Here is a 23,557-nt window from a genome sequence, read left to right on the forward strand (position 1 = left end):
ATTAACTATCGAGCGCTTTAGTGTACACTACTTTTTAATATTTCTAAGTGAATTAATCTTTTATGTTACAAGTCGATATCAATGGTTGGCTGGGTGACGTACGTCATTGCCCATCACCGAACTTTAACCAACGTCCAGAGGACTGTGAAATATCTTTACTGGTTATTCACAATATCAGCTTACCTGCTGGTGAGTTTGGTACTGGTTATGTCGAGCAACTGTTTATCAATACGCTCGATTGTAAGGCACATCCAACATTTGCAGATCTTGAAGGGCTAACGGTGTCAGCACATTGTTTGATTGAGCGTGATGGTAAGGTTATTCAGTTTGTGTCTTTCAACGATCGCGCTTGGCATGCGGGAGTCTCTAATTTTAAGGGGCGTGACAATTGTAATGATTTTTCAATTGGCATCGAATTAGAGGGCACAGATGAACTTGCTTACACCCAAGCGCAGTATCGAGCGTTAGTGTCGGTAACTAAAGCGATCATGGCCAAGTATCCAGTAGCGGAAGAGTGCATCACTGGGCATAGCAATATTGCTCCCGGCCGCAAAACTGATCCGGGACAAGCCTTTGACTGGTCGGGCTATTTTTCAATGTTAGCGAAAAAATAGCCGTGTTAGACTGTTGTCGTTAACTACTTAAACAAACTTCAACTGGTTAGGCGAATTTATGGCGCTTTTTTCATTATTGCTAGCATTGATTATCGAACGAACTTCATCGTTGTCTAAACAATGGCAGTTTCAACATCTACATTTAGGGTTCATCGATAGCACTCGTAAAATACTCGAACCGACGAGTATTAGCTTCGCGTTAGTGGTGAGTGTTTTACCTGCGCTACTTACTTATTTTCTGCTGAATTTGGTACAAGGTGTGATGTTTGGGCTGCTGTCGATGGTGCTATGGACGGTACTAGCGTTAATGTGTATCGGGTGTGTCCATTACCGAGAGTTATATAAGCGCTATCTATTGTCGGTGTGTAAAGGTGATACCCAAGGCAGTTATCACTTAGCTGCTGAGCTAGCGGATGTTGAAGATATTGATGTTGATGATGTCACCATGCTGGGCACCCGCGTTGGCCGCCAATTGGCATGGATTAACTATCGATTTTACTGTGCCATCGTCTTTATGATGATTATTGGCGGGCCCGTCGCAATTGTGTTTTACGCAAGCTTACGCAGTTTAGAGCTATTGTCGTTTAAGGGAACATTGCCGCCAATGCCATGGATAAGACGCGTTTTGTTTGTACTTGATTGGATTCCCGCTCGCCTTATTGCATTGGCTTATGTGCTCGTTGGTAATTTTTCTAATGCCATTAACCTGTGGTTGAGTATAACGCTTAATATCAAAGCGCCAGCCTATGATGTCGTCAGTAAAGTGGCAATGGCGGCAGAGCAAATGACTAAGTCGCAAGGTGATGAAGGGGTGTGTATGCAAAGTACCTGTCGTCTGGTGAGCCTTGCTAAACGCACCTTGTTATTACTCGTTGTAGTGATGTCATTTTTGACCATTTTTGGCTATTTGATTTAAACAGGTGTTTAATGGTCTTACCATTGTTTTCAAACGTGTGTTTACAAAAATAATTAGACAAAAGCGTCAAATTTAATAATTCATCGTTAAGTGAAAACCTCGATAGGCTCAATGTTTATCGAGGTTTTTTTATGCATCAATACATTTCCTTGAACCCTCTTCCAAATTTCAATTGCCTATTAATGCCTCGCTAGACAAAAGTCGCAAAATTTGTTAACTTTGCACTCCTTGGTTAATTGGTAATACCAATTGATTGAAGCAAGAATAATAAGAGGGAAAAATGACCTATCGCAAAATCAGGCAGCCAAAACTTTCAGATGCGATTGTACAGGCGCTTGAAACTATGATCCTTGAAGGAACCTTGCGTCCGGGCGAGAAATTGCCGTCGGAGCGAGATCTCGCGAAACAATTTGAAGTATCGCGTCCTTCGATTCGTGAAGCGATTCAGGTATTGGAAGCTAAGGGACTACTCAATCGCCGTCAGGGCGGTGGTACTTATGTACAAGAGCAGTTATGGCAAAGTTTGAGCGATCCTGTATTGGAGTTGATTGCCCAAGATCCAGAAAACCAATATGACTTATTAGAGTTTCGTCATGCCACCGAAGGCATGTTAGCGTTTTACGCAGCGATTCGTGGTACAGCAACCGACTTTGAGCGTTTGCGTGCTTGTCAGCAAGATATTGCAGCGGCGCAAACTGAGAAGTGCATTGAGCGTGAAGCCTCTGCCATTGTCGAGCTTTATAAAGTGATCGCAGAAGCGTCACACAATGTTGCTATGCTGCATCTGGTACTGAGCATGAGCGAGCTGATTCGTCAGAATATCGAGCAAAACTTAGCGCTGCTTTATCGTCACGACAAAGGCGTTGAGATGAGTAATAAGCATCGCAGTGCATTAATCGAAGCTATTGTTTCGCGTGATTCAGAAGGCGCGCGTAGTGCCTCAAACGCCCACCTGGCGTTTATCGAAGATGTATTATTGTCATTGCGGCAAGAGGATTCGCGAGTGCAGCGGGCCCTTCGAAGAATTCAGAACAACGACCCTGCCTAATGGCGGGGTTTTTACGTAGAAGCGCCTAATAACTGTTACTTAATAGCTATTAACAATAGGCGTGAACAAAATTAAAAAACGCCTTGTTGTCCCGCCGCAATATAAACGGGAAAGGCAAAACAACCATAAAGGATAAGATTATGTCAGGCATCAATCTTCATGATATCGATCCGCTAGAGACACAAGAGTGGATTGAATCACTTGATTCAGTGTTACAAGAAGAAGGGCCAGAGCGCGCTCATTTTCTTCTTGAAAAATTAATCGATAGTGCCCGCCGCAAAGGTGGTCACCTTCCATACACCGCCACTACTGCTTACTTAAACTCAATTGACACGGTTAATGAACCACACATGCCGGGCGACCCGCACATCGAGCGTAACATTCGTTCTATGATCCGCTGGAATGCTCAAGCGATGGTATTACGTGCATCTAAGAAAAACTTAGAGCTAGGTGGTCACATTTCAAGTTTCGCATCTTCTGCGACCCTTTATGATGTTGGTTTCAACCACTTCTTCAAAGCGCCAAACGACAAAGATGGCGGTGACTTAGTATACTTCCAAGGTCACATTTCACCAGGTATCTACGCGCGTTCTTTCCTAGAAGGTCGCTTTACTGAAGAGCAAATGGACAACTTCCGTCAAGAAGCCTTTGACGACGGTTTATCTTCATACCCACACCCGAAATTAATGCCTGAATACTGGCAGTTCCCTACGGTATCTATGGGTCTAGGTCCAATCCAAGCGATTTACCAAGCTCGTTTCTTAAAATACCTAACAGACCGCGGCATTAAAGATTGTTCAGGTCAAACGGTATACTGTTTCATGGGCGACGGTGAGTGTGATGAGCCAGAATCACTAGGTGCTATCGGTCTTGCTGCACGCGAAGGCTTAGACAATCTATGTTTCATCATCAACTGTAACTTACAGCGTCTAGACGGCCCTGTACGTGGTAACAGCAAAGTAATCCAAGAACTTGAAGGTGAATTCCGCGGCGCAGGCTGGGAAGTTATTAAAGTGATTTGGGGTCGTTACTGGGAGCCACTACTAGCGAAAGACAAATCAGGTAAATTGCGTCAATTAATGGAAGAGACTGTTGATGGCGAATACCAAAACTGTAAGCAAAAAGGCGGCGCCTACACGCGTGAGCATTTCTTCGGTAAATACCCTGAGACTGCTGAGCTAGTTAAAGACATGACAGATGAAGACATCTGGCGTTTAAACCGTGGTGGTCACGATCCAGCAAAAGTTTATGCGGCTTACAAAAAAGCTCAAGAAACTAAAGGTCGTCCAACGGTTATTCTTGCTAAGACTGTTAAAGGTTACGGCATGGGTGATTCTGCAGAAGGCAAAAACATCGCGCACGGTGTTAAGAAGATGGATCTGGAAGTGCTTAAGCAATTCCGCGATCGCTTCAACATTCCAATTTCTGACGAAGAGCTACCAAACATTCCTTACTACCGTCCGCCAGCTGATAGTGCTGAAATGCGTTACATGAAAGCGCGTCGTGATGAGTTAGGCGGTGTAATGCCAAAACGTTTACCTGCGTTCACTGAGAAGTTAGAAATTCCTCAACTAAATGCATTCGATGCTATCACTAAAGGCAGCGGCGAGCGTGAGATCTCAACCACTATGGTTATGGTTCGCTTAATGACGGCACTTGTGAAAGACAAGGGCATTGGTAAGCGCGTTGTACCTATCGTTCCTGATGAAGCGCGTACTTTCGGTATGGAAGGTATGTTCCGTCAAATCGGTATTTACGCTCACGAAGGTCAAAAATACATCCCGCAAGATCGCGATCAAGTTGCTTACTACCGCGAAGATAAAAACGGTCAGGTATTACAAGAAGGTATCAATGAGCTAGGTGCAATGGGCTCTTGGGTATCGGCGGCAACGTCATACTCGGTGAACGATTGCCCGATGATCCCATTCTACATCTACTACTCAATGTTTGGTTTCCAACGTATTGGTGACATGGCTTGGGCAGCAGGTGATATGCAAGCACGTGGTTTCATGGTTGGTGGTACGTCAGGTCGTACAACGCTAAACGGTGAAGGTCTACAGCATCAAGACGGTCACAGCCATATTCAAGCGGGTACTATTCCTAACTGTGTATCTTACGATCCAACATACGGTTATGAGCTAGCGGTTATCGTACAAAACGGTATCGAGCGCATGTACGGTGAAGCACAAGAGAACATTTTCTACTACCTAACGACGTTGAACGAGAACTACCAACAACCTGCAATGCCAGAAGGCGTTGAAGAAGGTATTGTTAAAGGTATCTACCCGTTCGCGACAGTGAAAGGGGGCGACAACACAGTTAAATTACTAGGTTGTGGTTCTATCTTCGAGCAAGTACGTAAAGCTGCAGATATTCTAGCGGCAGACTACAACGTAACATCTGAGCTATACAGCGTAACTTCGTTTAACGAACTAGGTCGTGACGGTCAGTCGGTTGAGCGTGAAAACATGCTAAACCCAACGGCTGCGCCAAAAGTACCTTACATTACCGAAGTACTAGGTAAAGACGAAGACAACGTAGTTATTGCTTCAACTGACCACATGAAGTCATTTGCAGAGCAAGTACGTGCTTACATTCCTGGTTCATACAAGGTATTAGGTACTGACGGTTTCGGTCGCAGTGACAGCCGCGCTAACTTACGTTCACACTTTGAAGTTGACGCATCTTACATCGTAGTTGCTTCACTATCTGAGTTAGTGAAACGCGGTAAAGTTGAACAGTCAGTGTTGTTAGGTGCTATGGAGCGCTTTAACATCAGTGGCGACAAAGTTAACCCGCTATACGCATAAGGATCAAAATTATGTCTGATTTACAAGATATCCTAGTCCCAGATGTTGGCGGCGAAGAAGTTGAAGTTATTGAGATTTGTGTTGCCGTTGGCGACACAATCGAAGAAGAAGCGGCGATTATTACCGTTGAATCTGACAAAGCATCAATGGACATTCCAGCGCCTTTCGCTGGTACTATTAGCGAGCTAAGCGTAAGCGTTGGCGATAAAGTGTCAGAAGGTTCACGCCTTGGCGCTATGGCTGTAGCGGGTGCATCTGCATCGGCTGCTGAGCCAGCTCCAGCTGAGCAAGCGGCTCCTGCACCAGTAGTAGAAGCTGCGCCAGTTGCCGTGCCTGCTGCGGCAGTAGTAAGTGAAGCGAAAGAAGTTCACGTGCCAGATATCGGCGAAGACGGTGAAGTTGACGTTATCGAAGTATTAGTGAGCGTTGGCGATGTTGTTGCCGAAGAAGACGGTCTAATTACCCTTGAGACTGACAAAGCAACCATGGACGTTCCTGCACCATTCGCTGGTACAGTGAAAGAAGTTAAGGTTGCCGTAGGCGATAAAGTGGGTGAAGGCTCATTAATCGTTATTCTTGAAGCTGAAGGCGCAGCACCAGCTGCTGCGCCTGCCGTTGAAGCAACTCCCGCACCAGCTGTTGAAGCCGCTCCTGTTGCTGCACCTGTGGCTACCGCTGCACCAGCAATCAAAGACGTTGCTGTTCCAGATATCGGCGAAGACGGTGAAGTTGACGTTATCGACGTATTAGTAAGCGTTGGTGACACTGTTGCTGAAGAAGATGGTCTAATTACCCTTGAGACTGACAAAGCAACGATGGACGTTCCAGCGCCATTTGCTGGTGTGATCAAAGAGCTGAAAATTGCGACAGGCGGTAAAGTTGCAACTGGTACTATTATCGCGACGATCGAAACTGCTGGTGGCGAAACAGTTGCTGCACAAGCGCCAGCTGCTGCACCTGCGCCACAAGCGGCTCCTGCTGCTCAAGCACCTATGACGCCTGCGCCAACTAAGCCTGCACCTGTTGCAGCTGCACCTGTTGAAGCGAAAGGCACTGCCCACGCAAGTCCGTCGGTACGTCGTATCGCTCGTGAATTCGGCGTTGATTTAACCCTAGTTGCTGGCACTGGCCGTAAAGGTCGCGTATTGCGCGAAGACGTACAAAACTACGTTAAAGCTGAGCTTGCTAAGCCAAAAGCTTCTGCTTCAGCAGCTGCTCCGGCAGGCGATGGCAATTACCTAGAAGTGGTTAAGTCTAAGCCGGTAGATTTCGCTAAATTCGGCGAAGTTGAAGTTAAAGAGCTATCGCGTATCCAGAAGATTTCAGGTCCATTCCTGCACAAAAACTGGGTAACTATTCCACATGTTACGCATTTTGATGAAGCGGATATCACCGAGCTTGAAGTATTCCGTAAAGAGCAAAACGTTCTTGCTGAAAAGCAAAAGCTTGGTCTGAAGATTTCGCCATTAGTATTCATCATGAAAGCTGTGGCTAAAGCACTAGCCGCCCATCCGACGTTTAACGCGTCACTTAGCGATGACGGCGAAAGCTTAGTGCTTAAGAAATACTTCCACATCGGTATCGCGGTTGATACGCCAAACGGTCTTGTAGTTCCTGTTGTTCGCGATGTTGACCAGAAAGGTATTCACGAGTTATCACGCGAACTTGGCGAGATTTCTAAGAAAGCCCGTGACGGCAAGCTAAAGGCAGCTGACATGCAAGGTGGTTGTTTCACTATCTCTAGCCTTGGCGGTATCGGCGGCACAGCGTTTACGCCAATCGTTAACGCGCCAGAAGTGGGTATCCTAGGTGTTTCTAAGTCAGAAATGAAACCTAAGTGGAACGGTAAAGAGTTCGTACCACGCCTAATGGTTCCACTGTCAACGTCATACGATCACCGTGTGATTGACGGTGCTGAAGCGGCGCGCTTTAGCGCAACTTTAGCTGGGGTGCTATCAGACATTCGTCGTCTAGTACTTTAATAATCTAAGCCGCTAGTTTCATTACTGACTAGCGGCTTTGTTTTAATTGAAACAAAGTCGCCGATTTGGCTATACATCAGTGTTGTAGCTGGTTAAAATTGCGCAGACTTAAAAAGACACTTATCACCTGTACATTGAGTACAGGTGCACACACATCGAGGTGAAAATGAGCAACGAAATCAAAACTCAAGTAGTTGTATTGGGCGCAGGCCCTGGTGGTTATTCAGCGGCGTTCCGCGCGGCAGATTTAGGCTTAGACGTTGTATTAGTAGAAAAATACTCAACGCTAGGCGGTGTTTGTTTAAACGTTGGTTGTATCCCATCAAAAGCAATGCTTCACGTTGCTAAAGTAATTCAAGAAGCTAAGCACATCGACGCACACGGTGTTAGCTTTGGTGAGCCAACGATCGATCTAGACAAGATCCGCGGTTACAAAGAAGGCGTTGTTGGTCAACTGACTGGTGGTCTAGCTGGTATGGCTAAAATGCGTAAAGTTAAGACTGTTGTTGGTAACGCGTCTTTCACTAGCGCAAACTCGCTAAAAGTTGAAGGCGAAGAAACAACGACGATTAACTTCGACAATGCAATTATTGCTTGTGGTTCTCGTCCAATCGAACTGCCATTCATTCCACATGAAGATCCACGCATCTGGAACTCTACTGACGCGCTTAAACTTGAAGAAGTACCTAAGAAATTACTAGTAATGGGCGGTGGTATCATCGGTCTAGAAATGGGTACAGTTTACGAGTCACTAGGTAGTGAAGTAGACGTAGTAGAAATGTTCGACCAAGTAATCCCAGCTGCAGACGCTGACATGGTTCGCATTTACACTAAAGCAAACAAGAAGCGTTTCAACATGATGTTATCTACTAAGGTAACTGCTGTTGAAGCGAAAGAAGACGGTATCTACGTTTCTGTTGAAGGCAAGAAAGCGCCAACAGATCCAATCCGTTACGACGCTGTATTAGTTGCTATCGGCCGTACACCAAACGGTAAAAACATCGGTGCTGAAGGCGCTGGCGTAAACGTTGACGAGCGTGGTTTCATCAATGTAGATAAGCAAATGCGTACTAACGTACCAAACATCTTCGCTATCGGTGACGTTGTTGGTCAACCAATGCTTGCTCATAAAGCAGTGCACGAAGCACACGTTGCTGCTGAAGTTATTGCTGGTAAGAACCACTTCTTCGATCCTAAAGTTATTCCTTCAATCGCATACACCTTCCCAGAAGTTGCATGGGTTGGTTTAACTGAGAAAGAAGCGAAAGAGCAAGGCATTAACTTCGAAGTTGCTAAGTTCCCATGGGCTGCAAGTGGCCGTGCTATCGCATCAGACGTATCTGACGGTATGACTAAGCTAATCTTCGACAAAGACACAGATCGCGTAATCGGTGGTGCTTTAGTTGGTGAAAACGCTGGTGAATTACTAGGTGAAATCGGCCTAGCAATCGAGATGGGTTGTGATGCTGAAGACATCGGTCTAACTATCCACGCTCACCCAACGCTACACGAGTCAATCGGTATGGCGGCTGAAATCTACGAAGGTTCTATTACTGACTTACCTAACCCAAAAGCGGTTAAGAAAAAGTAATTAGCATTTGCTAGGGCCTGTTGATCTTTGGTGAAGGTTTTTGCAGCGAATTGTTCGGGTTTTATACAAGGCAGAGCCTGCGACGCTTAGTGGGCTAAGCTAGCAGGCGATAACGCCGTAGAAATCACGAACAAACGCTGTCCTTCGGATGCAATGACAAGACATTTTCGCTGCGTTTCTCGTCGCTCGCCTAGGTAAACTAGGCGTCGCTCCTCATGCCTTGCGAAAAAGCCTTGTCAATTGCACAAAATTCATCCTCGAAAGTTCAACAGGCCCTAGATAAAAAAGCAGCTTTCGAGCTGCTTTTTTTGTGTCTGAAATTTGAGTTTAATGTTTGCCAATAATCTTAGTGGCGAGTGATGATACTGAAGAGGTAATTTGTTCAATAGGTTTAAACATGCGGTTGACGAAAATAACGATTAGCATAATACCAATAAGCGCAATTGCACCACCAAAGAACAGGTTTTTGCGGATAGCATCGTCGATGGGGCCATAGAGTTCAGCTTCTGGTATCTCGGCGACGAGATGCCAATCAAGAGACTCTAGTGGAATGCTTGATGCGATTAGTACCTTATCATCTCGTTCGATTTTCGTTTGTAGACCATAAATGATGTTATTGAGGGAAATAGACTCTCCGATTAAGGATTGATCGGGATGTAGTTTAATTTTTCCAAGTGAATCCACTAAATAGACAATACCGTTGTTACCAATTGATTGACGTTTAATAATTTCATTCATCGAACCTACTGAATGGGATATCCCCGCTAATCCGCGTCGATTACCGTCTATTTCAACAACGTAGTTAACATAAACCTTGGCCTTGCCCGTTTCTTTATTAATATCAAATACCAATTCATAGCGCTTACTCGAGGCCAGAAAATCGGTAAACCAATTATCAGACGGGTAGGTGAGTTCGCGGATCTCACCACTATAAGAGTAATATTTTTGAGATGTGTCTGAAACGATGAATGCGCTGATGGCATCGTCAGTAATTTTAACGTTGTTCAAGTAATCGATGAATTGCTCGGTGGAATGTGTCGATTCGCCATCGCGGATCCATTGCTTCACAAAGAGGTTAGTCGCGATAGCTCGCGATGTCGCAATAGGTTCTGATAACTGCCATTCGATGGCGTTTTTAACGTTACTCAGCGCAATCGGCAACTCTTGTTTTTCGAGCTTTTTACTGATGAGCTCGTGCAGGCTGGTTGAAAAAAATAACGTAGAAATGAGTAGTGGCAATAGGGTGGCCACAATTAGACTGGTGTAAAGTTTGTGCTTGAGTAACACAGCATCATCCTTGACTCTATTAAACACGCTGCGCGTGATCGAATATTAAATAAGAATAACTGCTGTGTTTTTGTTGGTCAATAAAACTTTAGTGCTGCTATTTTGCTCTGGCTAGTGACCATTGCAGAGTCACTTTCGCGCCTTTTGAGTTAGCATTATTAGCCAATGACAATGTTCCCTGATGCTGTTGCGTAATCTGTCGGCTCAGCGCTAAACCAATGCCGTTGCCATCTTGTTTAGTACTATAAAAAGGCGTGTTAGCGTTGTTTAAATTTTGAAAACCTTCACCGTTATCAATTATTTCAATAAATTGAATATCATCTTCTACATAGATAGACACCTGAATTTCTAATTGGCTTGTTGATGCTTGCAACGCGTTTTTAAACACGTTGATTAATACCATGGAAAGTAAGCTGCGATCGCCAAAACAGCGTTTTTCTCCATTTAATAGGACAGAGGCATCATCCGGTAATACCGTCTTTGCTTCGTTGATCAGCGATTCACTGTCAAACCAATTGAGGTCTGCTGCGGGTAATTGAGATAATTCAGCATAGCTCGCTATAAACTGTAGTAAGTGATTACTTCTTTGATTTATTCGATTAAGTACTAGCGTTGTTTGTTCATCATAACTGTTATTGGTCGATAGCAAGGTATCAGTCATCGATGCCATTGGCGTAAGGGAATTTCTGAGCTCATGACTAAACACGCGAATTAGATTTTGCTCGATAATATCGCCATGTGTTTTTAACGGATGGCTAATATCGGTGGCACTAAAAAGCGTTAATTGTTGCTGGCCTCGATTAAAGGTCATTGTTTGCGATTGCCAATTGTCGGCAAAGCTAGGGTGACTGATTCGATGTGATGCACTATCAATAATAAAGCCACTGTCGATGATGTTACTGCCAACCAATAGTGGTCGTTTCAAGACGCTAAGCAAGGCATTGTTTCTATAAATTAGCGCGTTATTATCATCAAAAATTGCTATGGCCATTGGCCACTCATCCATCAAATGGCCGATATCTAACAATGGATGACTATTTTGTTGATGTTGCGTCGCTAGTTGTTCAATTTCTTGCACCAGATCTTGATATAAACCGCTTTGTTGCTGGGCAATAGGAATAATATTACTGGTGCCTTCTCGCAGTAGTTGAGTGTAGCTGGTTAAATTCATTAGCGTGAGTTGCCAATGGCGATAGTAGTGCTGTGCTGCATAGGCTAGGGCAATTGATAAACAGAATAGCAATGTACTCATTGCCAAACCTGACCAATCAAGAACATAGGCTAGCGCTAACGCGAGCCCTAAAATGAGTCCGCAAATAGTCACCAAAGCGATGATAAGTCGGCGCTCATAATTCATAGCTGATCTCAAATTTATCTAGACGTCTATACAGAGAATTACGGGAAATGCCCAGCAATTTGGCTGCAGTGGCGACTTGACCTTGGGACTGAGACATCGCTTGATTAATAAGTGATATTTCATTGCGCTCTAGCGATAAGTCATTCACTGGCTGAGGGAGTGAGTTATTGTTGTTATCGATGGTGATTTGCTCTGCTTCAATAACCTTAGTTTGACACAGTAATACCGCACGCTCTATCACGTGTTGTAGCTCGCGAACATTGCCGGGCCATTGATGACGATTGAGTTTAGCAAGAGCATCTTGTGATAACTGTACAGCGCCTTTTTGATATTTTTGGGTAAAGCGAGTAATAAAGCCCAGTGCGAGTTCTGCGATATCGTCAATACGTTCTCGCAGTGGTGGCAGTTGTATAACAAAGGTATTAAGGCGATAGAGTAAATCTTGTCTAAATTCGCCAGCAGCAACCAGTTCATTAAGGTCGGCATTGGTGGCGCTAATGATCCGCGCATTGGTATGCTGAGTTTTACTAGTACCGAGCGTTTCAAAAGCGCCAGTTTCTAAAACGCGTAATAACTTGGGTTGCAACGCTGTTGGCAAGGTGCCAATTTCATCTAAAAATAGGGTGGCATTGTTGGCGAGCTCAAAGCGGCCAATACGCGATTCTTTAGCATCGGTAAAAGCGCCTTTTTGATGGCCAAATAACTCACTCTCAAACAATGATTCGGGGATTGCTCCCATGTTCACTTCCACCATCGGTTCGCTAGCACGGTTTGACGCTTGATGAATGCGTCTAGCCAGTAGTGATTTTCCCGTGCCGTTCTCACCTAGAATGAGCACGTTGGCGTCGGTTGCCGATATTTGAGCGACCAAGTTATCGACGTGCTGCATTGATGAACTTTGGCTGATCCATAAGTTACTTGGGGTAGGCTTTAATAGCTGCTTGTAACCACGGTTTTGGTTGCTGAGTTGGCCGAGTTTGAGTTGCTGCTCAACACTGTTGAGTAAGCGTTCTTTCTGCCACGGTTTTTCAATAAAATCGCCAGCACCCAGCTGCAAACCTTTGACGGCTAGCTCGATTGAGCCCCAAGCTGTCATTAATATGATGGGAATATTAAAAGTGCTTAATTGCTCAACTAACGCGAGTCCCTCTTGGCCACTAGTGGTATCACGAGAGAAATTCATGTCGAGTAAAATCAGATCGGGATTGTGGCGCGAGGCGCTCGTTATTACCGATTTTTCATCGCCCGCTTCTATCACGCGATAGCCATTGGCGCTAAACAACAGCGATAACGCCAATCTAATATCGGCGTCATCGTCAGCGATTAATAGTGTTTTATTCATTAACTACTCTTGTCGCAAGGCGCTGAGAGGATCTTGCCTGATCACGCGCCACGTTGGGATAAGCACTGATAATAGCACAACAATCACCAGGCCAATATCTAAGAAAGTTAAAGTTAACCAGTTGAAATCAGGTAATAAACTCAGGTTTTCTTTGAACCAGTCGTAGCCAAATACCGACAATAGGAATCCAGAGATTAATCCTACGATAAGCAGCGGTAAGGCATCTTTAAGAACAAAGCGAATAAGCGCCATTTGTTTAGCGCCCGTCGCCATGCGAATGGCTAGCTCATATTTCTTTTGGTGGGTTGTCATTAAGGTTAAGCCATTGATGCCAATAGCGGCGAGCAAAATAGTTAATAGGGTTACTGCAATCAATATATACAAGGTCAATCGCTTTTGAGCGGTCATTTCAAACCAAATATCGGTCAGAGTCGTGATGTTATCTAATTGAATATCTGGATAGTTTTTATCAAAGTGAGCTTTTAATTGCTCGAAATCGATAGCTGCATCATCAGGGATGGCAACCGTGAAACTCATTCTGTCCATAACATTGAGATAGGGCGTATAAATCGTCGGCGCGATCTGTGAATTTTTAAATCCAGTTTTCTCGACAATCGCGCCCACTACACGTGTTTCATCAAATGGGAATGCTTGGCCGATGATGTCTGAAAATACTTGGTTGGGATAAAGTTCTTTGGCAAAGCGCTCGCCAACAACATAACGTCGTGTGTTATCTGATATGTCAGCTTGCGAAGGAATAGTGCCAGCGAGTACCGCAATGCCCATCGCTTCAAAATAGCCAGCATCGTAACGCTTTACTGAATAAGTGACCTGCTGATTAGGGTCGTCTGTCATTTGCTCCGAGCGCAACGAAATATGCCCGCCTAAGATGCCGCCTTCGTTTGCTAATAGCACCTTGCTGTCGGCAATACGCGTTTCGAGGTCACGTTTAATCGAATCGACAAAACTCTGGTACTCTGGCACATCTCTATTTTCTGTTCGTGCATCCGTCATGGCTTTGAGCCAATCTTTATTTTTAACTACAAATTCTATATTACGGGTATCTTTGAGGGTAAAACCGAGATCTTCATAGACATAGTCAAAGCTCTGTTTGGCCAACATAACTGAGCCGGTGCAAAGCAAAGAGGCGATTGATATTTGCAGCACCATCAGCAGGCGACTAACCGTGTGATTAGTTTGGACGGCGGTGCCTTTACCACTGCTACTAAGGTTTGCTTGCAGTTGTTTTTTATCGATATGGGTCAGGGAAATAAAGCCAAAGAGTCCCGCTAATGCCGTCACTAAAGTTACGCATAAGGCTGCGGTAAACGCATCGATACTAATACTGTTGAGCAACGGCAATTTATTGTTGGTAAATAGTGGTAAGGCTTTAATTAGCCAACTGCCCAATAGCGTACCTAACACGCCAGCCAAAGCAAAACTTGGCAAATTCTCTAGTACCATTAACCAGCGTAATTTGTTTGCACTGGCTCCTAAAGTTAGCTGCATTGCGAATTCTTTGGTTCGGCTCTGGTAATAGCTTAAAAAGAGATTAATCAGGTTAAGTGTTGCCATGATTAACAGGCCAAATGCCGTGATACCAAGTGCTATTACCAAATAGTAGTTAGTGTCTAAAAAGCTCTTGCGGTAGTCGGTAATGCTCGATGTCATTGGCATTTGCTTGATAAAGTCTTTGAGATGAGGCACTGAAATTTCGTAATCTACGTAGCCGTTAAACCACGCCATAATTTCTTCATCGGTTGGCAATTTAGTATTTGAATCAAACGGTTTTAACAAAACGTTTTTAAGAGCGCCACTACCGATGTTGCTGGCATTATTAAACGGCGCTGCTTGTGCGTAGTCTTTAAAGAACCAAAGCTGCTGGGGCAATACTTGCTGATCGCCATTGATGGCTAAGGTGTCTTCGAATACGCCACCGATAAGATAGGTTTTATTACCTATCACAATCGATTTGCCAATGACATTATCTAGGCCATTGTAGGCACTTTTCCATAATGACTGTGATAACCACACATGAGAATCTAGGTTTTGAGTAGTGATATTTTTGCCAAGTAATAAGCTGTTTCCTAGTACCTTAGGAGCATTATCACGCGCGGTTAACGTGGTAATTTTATAGTTGATATTGTTGATTGAAACATCACCCTGAACTGCATCGATTGCCGTCCATTCACCGACATCTTTAAAATGCTGATTGGCGTGATGTAGCGCGTGAGGGGTTATAAAGTCTAGGCTTAATGCACCACCAAAGGTTACTTCTAGTTCAATATCATATAGATTATGCGCATTACTCACTCCCGGCAGTGGCTTAAGCATTAATGCTGAGCTGATAGCGGCAACACACAAAACGGCGCCAAGTGTTGAGCCTAGCGCGACTATTAATGACAGGCTTAACCGAGGCAGGTTGAAGATGCGGGCAAAGCCGCGATTAATTGATTTTATCGCTAAACTCATGCCACCACCTCTAACTGTTTTTCGGTGATGATTTCGCCGTCGAGTAGTTGAATTTGGCGACTGGCACAGCGCACATAGCGACTGTCGTGAGTTACCATCACTATTGTTGCGCCATCTTTGTTAAGTTTCTCTAATAGGGCCATTACCTTATCGCCGTTAACGGTATCGAGGTTTCCGGTTGGTTCATCAACGAGAATAAGGTCTGGATTGCCTACTAGGGCGCGAGCGATGGCAATTCGTTGCTGCTGACCACCTGATAATTGATTCGGCTGATAATGTTGACGCGATAGCATGTCGACTTGCGTTAATACCTGCTCGACCCGTTGTTTAATTTCCGCTTTTGCGGTGCCGCGGTGTTCTAAAATCAATGCCACATTGTCAAATACCGTCATATCATCAATGAGGTTAAAAGACTGAAAAACAAAGCCGATGTGTTTGTTGCGGATCACGGTGCGTTGATCTGTTTTTAACTGTTGGGTATCGATTCCGCTAATGGTGTAGTTGCCACTACTTGCTGTATCCATCAATCCCATGATGGAAAGCAGGGTTGATTTACCACAGCCAGATGGCCCGGTAATCGCGACAAACTCCCCTTGGTTGATGGTAAGAGATACCCCTTTTAATGCCTTGGTTTCTATTTGTTTATTGGCGTAGCTTTTGGTGATGTTTTCAATGGTGACTAGAGTAGTTGTCATATTTTTGCTCCTTGAGGCGCTACTGAACTGGGTTTATTGAACTAGGTTCAGCGTTGAGAATTGTTGATAATCACGCAAATCGCTAACGGCAACAGTGTCGCCGCTTTGCAGGCCGTGATCAATGATAAGTTGGTTTTGAGTTAAGTTGCCGAAGGTGACTTCCCGCTTTAACAGTTGATTGTCATTTAAGACAAATAGACTCATTTTGCTGTTGGGGCGTAACCCTGCAGATTGTTTTAAATAAGTGGCATTATCGCGATGCTCTAAAAACACTTTAGCAGTGATAGGCAGTGCAGGACGGGCGTTGGCTGTTAATGCACCATCTAATGCGACTTCGGCGAGTACGAACCCATTATTAACCAAACTTTCTATGCGCGTGATATGCGCGGTGATTTGCCCTTTTTGCGTATCGATAGTTACAGCTGAGCCAATGGCTATTTGATCCGCTTGGCGTTGCGGCAATTTGATTTTAGCAATCAGTTTGTCCATGCTGCCCACTTTGGCGATGGATTGGCCCAGCGTAACGCTTTGCCCCAAGGTCACTTCGAGCGTTTGCAAAGTGCCATCGAGGCCTGCGCGCACTGTCATTTGTGCCAATTGCTGATTGAGCAGTCCCACTTTTCGTGCTTGCTGTGTTACCTCAATTTCTTTTTGAGCGAGCTGGTGACCTTGCATTTCAACAAACTGGCGATATTTCTTTTGCTCAAAGTCGAGGCTACTTTCACTTTGTTTAACATTGAGTTGAGCTCGTTGCAGTTTGATTTTGGAAACCGTGCCAAATGTCATCAGTTGCTGATTTACCTTTAGCTCTAACTGCGCTTTTTCAAGTGCTGCTTTTTGCTCCTCAATGCGGCCGAGGTGATTAAGGCGAGCACTCTCTTGCTCAAACTTAAAGGCAGCTAGCTGTGCTTTGACTCGATCTAGTTCACCTTGTGCTTGGCTAACTTGCTGTTCAAGTTGTGGGTTTACCAGTTTTAAGATCACTGTCTCGGGCGTGACTAACGCACCGGGGCGCACTAGCACTTCTGCGACTTTGCCGAGTGCTGGCGCGGTTAGTAAACGCTCTTGCTGAGAGGCAAACTCGCCATAGCTATCGACGTAGATGTCTAATCCACCATGCTGAACTTTTGACAATGCAATTGCGTCGCGATTAACCGAGGGGATTGCGGGGCTTAGGACTTTGTAAAACGCAGCAATTAACACCGCGCAACAAATCAAAGCGATAATGAGCTTGTTATAACTGCGAGCAGCGGGAAGTTCTATTTTCATAAATCAAGCGAATATTGTTTAACATGTCGCTGTTATAGGAAGAACTGTGCCAATATATATTTTTGTTTATAAACAAGTGGTTATAGATTTTTGGGATTGGCTTTGAGGTAGATGTGTTCGGTGTTGCAACAACGCTGTTCGGTTTTGAAACATAGAACAGCGTTAGAAGTAAGTGTTAGTCTTCTTCGACTTCTTGGTCTTTTTCCGCTTGGTAGAGCTCTGGAATAATGCGGATGGTTTGCACCATGTTGTTTTCCACATTAATGATTTCTACCGGATAGCCAGCAAGGCGAATACTCAAGCCTTCGTTAGGAATGTCTTGGAAGTATTCTAATAACAAACCGTTAATGGTTTTTGGGCCATCGGTTGGGAAGTGCCAGTCCATTTCGCGGTTCATTTCACGAATGTTCATGCTGCCCTCAACGAGGTAACTACCGTCATCTTGCAGCTGAATTTCTTCGCTGATGGTTGGTGATACGTTGGTGGTAAATTCTCCAACAATCTCTTCTAGGATATCTTCTAGGGTTACTAGGCCTTGAATGTCACCATATTCGTCAACGACGAGACCGATGCGCTCTTTATTCTCTTGGAACTTAAGCAACTGCACGTTGAGGCTGGTTGCTTCGTGAATAAAGTAAAGCTCGCGAACAGAGCGGATCAGGTTTGATTTATCAAACTGATCTTTCGATTGTAAATGCATTAAATCACGAGCGTGAATAAAGCCTACTGCGTCATCAATTTTGTCGCGATATAACAGGATGCGCGTGTGTTGCAAATGGCTCAACTGGCGTTGAATATTCTTCCATTCGTCGTTGATATCGATACTGCCGATCTCACTGCGCGGGATCATAATATCTTCAACCGTTACCTTCTCTAAATCGAGAATACTGGTCAGCATCTGCTGATGCTTTTCTGGGATCATGCCTGAGGTTTCACTCACAATGGAGCGCAGTTCATCGGAGTTTAATTGATTATCACCTTCTTTCGACGAGCTAATACCAATCATCCGCAGTAAACCGTTGGTAATGATATTTACCAACCATACAAATGGGTACATGATTTTTAGTAGTGGCAATAAAATCAATGAACTCGGAAAAGCAACGCGCTCGGGGTGCAGTGCAGCAATGGTTTTTGGCGTCACTTCGGCAAAAATCAAAACGATTAGCGTTAGAGCACCAGTAGCAATTGCAGGGCCTAAATTAGGGCCATACAAACGCGTTGCGATAATTGTCGCTAGCGATGCGGCGGCAATGTTTACTAGGTTATTGCCTATAAGAATGAGGCCGATAAGACGATCCGGGCGCTGTAACAAGGTATCGACGCGCTTTGCCGCTCGATTTTTGTTTTTGACTTGATGGCGTAATCGATAGCGATTAATCGACATCATGCCTGTTTCAGAACTAGAGAAGTAAGCTGATAGTAAAATTAGTCCGAACAGGATCCCAAAGAGCGTTAGGGTAGATATGTCGTCCAAGTAAGGTGTTCCTCTGTGTAATTATTTGCCCGTTATACGGTGATAAAAGTTTAGCGTCAAGCTGCAAATAGTCAAAGTTGGCTCAACAGCGCCCAATCTTGAGCTAGCTCAGCAATATTTCAGTGATAAAGCGACTACCGAAATAGGCCAAGGTCAGCAAGCCAGCGCCAACAATAGTGATGTGAACCGAGGTTTTAATTTTCACTCCTTGCTGGTGGTGTTGCCACAACAAGTAGCTATAGCAGCCCCAAGCGAGAACAGATAATGCCGTTTTATGTGCTTGCCCTTGAGCAAGCATATTTTCTAGGAAGAAGAAGCCACTGGCGAGTGAAAGCGTCAGTAATACGGCGCCAGTCATAATAAGTTGATAAAGCTGCTTTTCTACTGTCATCAGTGGCGGCAGTGGGGTGCTAGCAATATTGAGTTTTTTACTCTTTAGGCGCGAGTCAATCATGTGTAATTGAATGGCATAGAATGCGGCAATGACCAAGGTGCTGTATGCATTTAAAGCAATAGTTATGTGAAGTAACAGGCCTGGGCGAGTCTCAAAATGAGTGATATAGCTTGAAGGCACCAGCCATACACCGAGAACCGCTAACAAGGCAAAACCAAAGACTACGGGGAGTAAAGTGACGATGGCAAATTTGCGAATAGCAACAGTAAGTAGGGCGGCAATGAGCCAACTGACAATAGAAGCGACCACTAACATGCTCATATTCGGGCCATCGCTGCTTAGAATTACGTTACCTAAGGCAACACTGTGAAAGCCGATACCAATGAGCGCGCAGCCAAATACTAATTTCTCGTTTAGAGGAGCATGAGCGAATAAGCTGCGTAATACTAGGGTTAGGCAAACACCGTAACTAACGGCTGCGCCAAATGATGAAATGTCAATCCACATAGTTTTTAACGTCGAGTTTCAAAGGCCGAAATTATTCAGGTCACAGGTAAAAATTGCATTATATAGAACTATTTGAAAAGTACATTGTTTTAGCACTACTAATTGCAAATTATTCTCAATAAAAATACAAGTAAATACTACCAGCGATTAATCCCCACAGTACGATCGCGCGGATTTTTCTGCATTTGGGACATTCAGACCAATGTGGTTTGTCATTGTTGTGTTGATTGTCACTCATTGGTTTATGCATGCTTTGTAGTTTTACTAGGTTGTTAGCGGTAGACTAACAACATTTTCACAAGTTCACATTAATTAGTTATGAAAAAAGGCGTTTTACTTGATCAAATCACCCTTGGTCAAGATATTGATTTAGCTGCGCTATCGCAAATGTTTGAGCAATGGCAGAGCTATGAGACCACCTCAGCAGATTTACTGATTCAACGCTGCCAAGATGCGCAGGTAGTTATTACCAACAAAGTCTGCCTGAGCCGCGAACATTTGATTGCATTACCTCAACTAAAGGTCATCGGTGTCGCAGCGACGGGAACTAATAATATCGATATGGCATGCGCCGCTGAGCTTGGCATCGACGTGGTTAATGTAAAAGGCTATGGCAATGGTGCCGTTGCGCAGCACACCATAACGTTATTGTTGCAGCTTATTGGCAAGACCAATCAATATCAGCGCTACATCGAGCAAGGTCAATGGTCACAGAGTCCGTTCTTTAGCTGTTTAGATTTCACTACTTACGAACTGGCGGGGAAAACACTCGGCATTATAGGATATGGCGGTTTAGGCCAATCAGTTGAGAAAATTGCGCGTGCTTTTGATATGGAAATTTTGATAGCTGATAGGCCCAATGCCACAACAATACGCGATGGCAGAGTGGCATTTGAAACCGTGCTAAAGCAGGCTGATGTGATTAGCTTGCATTGCCCATTAACCGATAACAATCATCATTTAATTGATGAAGGCGCCTTAGCGTTAATGAAGTCCAGTGCACTGCTTATTAACACGGCGCGTGGCCCGTTGATTGACGAATCGGCACTGCTTAAGGTGCTTGAAAACAACGGTATTGGTGGCGCTGCACTCGATGTCTTGTCACAAGAGCCGCCACCAGCAAATCATCCGCTGCTTGCTTATCGTGGTGATAATTTGATTATTACACCGCATATCGCGTGGGCGGCGCGTGAAGCGCGTCAACGGTTAGTCAATATGCTGGCAGCTAACCTTTCTAAGCATGTTTAATTTTATTTTATTGAGTCTTTATGTCTAATTATCGTGTTATCGATTTGGCGAGTTGGAATCGCGCCGAACATTTTAAATTTTATCAACAGGCTACGCATCCGTGGTTTAACATTATTAGCGACATCGATGCAGCTCAGCTGCTAGATTATTGCAAGGTGAATTCAAAGAGCTTCTTCCACGCTTATTTATATTTAACGCAAATCGCCATCAATGAACTTGAGCCATTCAAGATCCGCATTGTCGATGATGAAGTACGCGTTTACGACACCATTACTGTGAGCTGCGCTATTTTGGCAGATGATGAAACGATGCGATTCTGTGGCTTTCCTTATGCTGAGTCGTTTAGTGAATTTGATACCCAAGCTAGTATTGCGCAACAAGCGGCTAAAGCGAGTCCATTCATCGCCAATCAATTTGTTGGCCAAGAGAAGGCGCAGGATGAAATTCACATGTCGGTGATCCCATGGGTGAGTTTTTCAAGCTTTACCAACGCTCGAAACACCGAGGCGGTAGATAGCATTCCGAAAGTTGTTTACGGCAAAGCGAAGAGTACCCCGGATGGGCTGATGATGCCACTGTCTGTTGAAGTGCATCACGGCGTGATGGACGGATTATACGTCGGTCGATTCTTTGAAAAGATCCAGCAGTTGTTTAATCAGCCAGCACAGCATTTGGCCAATTAAGTTCAAATAACTTTATTGAACACTTTTTTAAACGAGAACGCATAGGCACTTTCGCCGTGCTCTCTTAAATGCGCTAGTCTTTCTAGCGCTTCTTCTATACTTGGTCGATGATTTTCTTCAATCCACCACAACACATAATTGGCTTCGGGTAATTTGTGAAACCATTCGCTCTTGCGGCGCATAAAGTCTTTGTGATGAGTGCGAAACATAAAATCTTTTAAACTATCTACGTCACGCCAAATTGACATATTCACTAACATCTTGGGATCGTCAAAGGCCTGAATATTAGTGGCACTTCCTGAGTCGTCTTTTAAACGCCAAACAAAACCGGGATTACTTTCAGCTATTGCATTAACTGCATCGAGGTTATCTACAAAGTCTTTGATTTCGGGGGCATCCAAATCGTATTTGGCTAGGGCAATATTGAGCTGGGCTAGCAACATAGAAATTCCTTATTAAGTTACTACATTTTTAATTTATCTAAATTTTTTAGCAACAACAAAATGATCTACCTCAATTGCTGCTATTTTTTGTCATGCACAGTCGCATTGTGTCACAAAGGGCGAGAATCCAAACAAATAGTGATAACCAAACTGCTTTCTTTACGAAGGGAACTTGCGACTCGTCAGCGAAATTTTCAAACATATAGAAAAACATAGCACTGAATGTCGGTTCAACTTTATAAGCAAATAATGCGTGATAAACCATTTTTATCTGCTGCCAACCAAATTCTATAACGAAAGCAAATGGCAGCCAAAAACATAGAAAGAAAATAACGCCAGTTGTTACACGCTTCAGATAGAGGTGAGCAGCGCCTGGAGAGCCTAACGCTGATAGCAGGAAACACAAGATATAGAATTTCATAAAATACGCACTAATTACTCGTTAGTCTGCATTTTAGCGGCCTGTACTTTTAAAGATCAACAGGCCGCTTTATTTCTATTATTTTGCCAAATGCGTCTCAAGCGATGCACCAGCAATCAAGTTGAGTAACTGAGCCGTCGTTTTTTGTTGCGAGACTCTGCTGCCTTGATGTTCCACCAGCACAGCGCGTTCAATAGCTGTCACATCATCACCACAGAGATGTAAGGCGATTAGGGCGCCTTGCAGTGGTGACAAACTTGGGTTGTAAGCACAATTTTCGGCGTAGCGGCCAAAGTAGGTGCCTTGAGATGTTTTTAAACCAATTGCACTTGGACTGTGGCTAAAGGGACTATAGCTTTGTTGCGCAGCTTGTAAAGTCTGCTTAACAAATTGATCGTCGCTCTCGACGCTAATGGCATTGAGGGGGGAATTCATTAAACGATCTGAGATCCCTAAATCACTTGGGCCGAAAGCCATTGGCAGTATATCGGCAAAGCGAGTAGTCGGCTGCTCTGTAATAAGAACATCAATATCACTTGCACCATTGAGTTCATTGATAAATTGGCGGCAATGACCACAAGGTGGTGCGCTCACAGCCAACATCACAAGCTTTGTTTCATTGTGACGCCATGCGTTGGTGATCACTGATTGCTCGGCATGAACGGTTTGTGCCAGTGTCATGCCTTTAAATTCCATGTTGGCGCCAAAGTAAATACGACCAGATTCGCCCATGGCGACGGCACCAACATAAAACGAAGAAATTGGCGCCTTGCTATAGCTTTGAGCCAGCGGAATCAAATCACGACATAGTTGGTGCTTAGCACTAGTGTCGTTATCGGGATAATGAGATAACAGTGCGTCTACTTGCGATTTACTCAAGCAAGCTTCAAAGTCAGCTGCTAATACGAATTGTGTTAATTGCTCGCGTAGCGGAGTCGACAAATGAGCGATGCAACTGGTTAGTTGTTCGCTCGATAATTTAGAAAAGTGAGCCATAGTTATTA

The 23,557-nt window shown here is 44.3% G+C and carries 18 protein-coding genes; 8 read left to right on the forward strand and 10 right to left on the reverse strand.

Annotated elements, in window-relative coordinates; genetic code table 11:
* Positions 1–62 precede the first annotated feature (62 nt).
* The 6 genes from ampD (at position 63) to lpdA (ending at position 8,961) form a co-directional block, all read left to right on the forward strand.
* Positions 63–614 (forward strand): 1,6-anhydro-N-acetylmuramyl-L-alanine amidase AmpD, encoded by a 552-nt coding sequence (ampD, locus tag MHM98_RS18150; protein WP_239440813.1) that lies wholly within the window; start codon positions 63–65, stop codon positions 612–614.
* 58 nt (positions 615–672) lie between these two features.
* Positions 673–1,530 carry a beta-lactamase regulator AmpE gene (gene ampE / locus MHM98_RS18155; protein WP_239440814.1) on the forward strand — a complete coding sequence of 286 codons (858 nt, stop codon included), beginning with the start codon at positions 673–675 and terminating at the stop codon, positions 1,528–1,530.
* 280 nt (positions 1,531–1,810) lie between these two features.
* Positions 1,811–2,578, forward strand: a complete 768-nt coding sequence (gene pdhR, locus MHM98_RS18160) for a pyruvate dehydrogenase complex transcriptional repressor PdhR (RefSeq protein ID WP_239440815.1) — start codon at positions 1,811–1,813, stop codon at positions 2,576–2,578.
* 140 nt (positions 2,579–2,718) lie between these two features.
* On the forward strand, positions 2,719–5,388 hold the full coding sequence (gene aceE, locus MHM98_RS18165; protein WP_239440816.1) for a pyruvate dehydrogenase (acetyl-transferring), homodimeric type: 2,670 nt from the start codon (positions 2,719–2,721) through the stop codon (positions 5,386–5,388).
* 11 nt (positions 5,389–5,399) lie between these two features.
* Complete coding sequence (gene aceF / locus MHM98_RS18170; protein WP_239440817.1) at positions 5,400–7,370, forward strand: pyruvate dehydrogenase complex dihydrolipoyllysine-residue acetyltransferase; 1,971 nt, start codon at positions 5,400–5,402, stop codon at positions 7,368–7,370.
* Between the two features lie 166 nt (positions 7,371–7,536).
* Positions 7,537–8,961 (forward strand): dihydrolipoyl dehydrogenase, encoded by a 1,425-nt coding sequence (gene lpdA / locus MHM98_RS18175; RefSeq protein ID WP_239440818.1) that lies wholly within the window; start codon positions 7,537–7,539, stop codon positions 8,959–8,961.
* Positions 8,962–9,288: 327 nt separating this feature from the next.
* Here the strand turns inward: lpdA and MHM98_RS18180 are convergent, their stop codons facing one another.
* From MHM98_RS18180 to ccsA, 8 genes are all read right to left on the reverse strand, one after another.
* Positions 9,289–10,248, reverse strand: coding sequence for a cache domain-containing protein (locus MHM98_RS18180; RefSeq protein ID WP_239440819.1), 960 nt, complete (start codon positions 10,246–10,248; stop codon positions 9,289–9,291).
* Between the two features lie 97 nt (positions 10,249–10,345).
* The gene (locus tag MHM98_RS18185; protein ID WP_239440820.1) at positions 10,346–11,605 is read right to left on the reverse strand and encodes a HAMP domain-containing sensor histidine kinase; all 1,260 of its coding nucleotides are present in this window, start codon (positions 11,603–11,605) and stop codon (positions 10,346–10,348) included.
* Positions 11,595–12,947 carry a sigma-54 dependent transcriptional regulator gene (locus MHM98_RS18190; protein ID WP_239440821.1) on the reverse strand — a complete coding sequence of 451 codons (1,353 nt, stop codon included), beginning with the start codon at positions 12,945–12,947 and terminating at the stop codon, positions 11,595–11,597. Before MHM98_RS18190 ends, MHM98_RS18185 begins: the two co-directional genes overlap by 11 nt.
* A gap of 3 nt (positions 12,948–12,950) precedes the next feature.
* A complete protein-coding gene (locus MHM98_RS18195; protein WP_239440822.1) occupies positions 12,951–15,419 on the reverse strand; it encodes an FtsX-like permease family protein in 2,469 nt (822 codons plus the stop codon).
* On the reverse strand, positions 15,416–16,114 hold the full coding sequence (locus tag MHM98_RS18200) for an ABC transporter ATP-binding protein (RefSeq protein ID WP_239440823.1): 699 nt from the start codon (positions 16,112–16,114) through the stop codon (positions 15,416–15,418). Before MHM98_RS18200 ends, MHM98_RS18195 begins: the two co-directional genes overlap by 4 nt.
* A 33-nt stretch (positions 16,115–16,147) precedes the next feature.
* A complete protein-coding gene (locus MHM98_RS18205; RefSeq protein WP_239440824.1) occupies positions 16,148–17,383 on the reverse strand; it encodes an HlyD family efflux transporter periplasmic adaptor subunit in 1,236 nt (411 codons plus the stop codon).
* 175 nt (positions 17,384–17,558) lie between these two features.
* Positions 17,559–18,857 (reverse strand): CNNM domain-containing protein, encoded by a 1,299-nt coding sequence (locus MHM98_RS18210; protein ID WP_239440825.1) that lies wholly within the window; start codon positions 18,855–18,857, stop codon positions 17,559–17,561.
* Between the two features lie 103 nt (positions 18,858–18,960).
* Positions 18,961–19,758 (reverse strand): cytochrome c biogenesis protein CcsA, encoded by a 798-nt coding sequence (gene ccsA, locus MHM98_RS18215; protein WP_239440826.1) that lies wholly within the window; start codon positions 19,756–19,758, stop codon positions 18,961–18,963.
* A 318-nt stretch (positions 19,759–20,076) separates the two neighbouring features.
* Here ccsA and MHM98_RS18220 point away from each other — a divergent pair, with 318 nt between their 5' ends.
* Both MHM98_RS18220 and MHM98_RS18225 read left to right on the forward strand, forming a co-directional pair.
* Entirely contained in the window at positions 20,077–21,006 is a 930-nt protein-coding gene (locus tag MHM98_RS18220) for a D-2-hydroxyacid dehydrogenase (protein WP_239440827.1), read from the forward strand.
* Between the two features lie 20 nt (positions 21,007–21,026).
* Entirely contained in the window at positions 21,027–21,689 is a 663-nt protein-coding gene (locus MHM98_RS18225; RefSeq protein WP_239440828.1) for a CatA-like O-acetyltransferase, read from the forward strand.
* A gap of 2 nt (positions 21,690–21,691) precedes the next feature.
* On the opposite strand, the gene MHM98_RS18230 is transcribed toward MHM98_RS18225, so the two are convergent.
* Complete coding sequence (locus MHM98_RS18230) at positions 21,692–22,132, reverse strand: DUF3291 domain-containing protein (protein WP_239440829.1); 441 nt, start codon at positions 22,130–22,132, stop codon at positions 21,692–21,694.
* Positions 22,133–22,631: 499 nt separating this feature from the next.
* Positions 22,632–23,549: a cytidine deaminase gene (gene cdd / locus MHM98_RS18235; RefSeq protein WP_239440830.1), complete on the reverse strand. Its 918-nt coding sequence runs from the start codon at positions 23,547–23,549 to the stop codon at positions 22,632–22,634.
* Positions 23,550–23,557: the final 8 nt, after the last annotated feature.

The organism is Psychrobium sp. MM17-31 (genome assembly GCF_022347785.1).
In the GTDB taxonomy this organism is placed as follows: Bacteria; Pseudomonadota; Gammaproteobacteria; order Enterobacterales; family Psychrobiaceae; genus Psychrobium.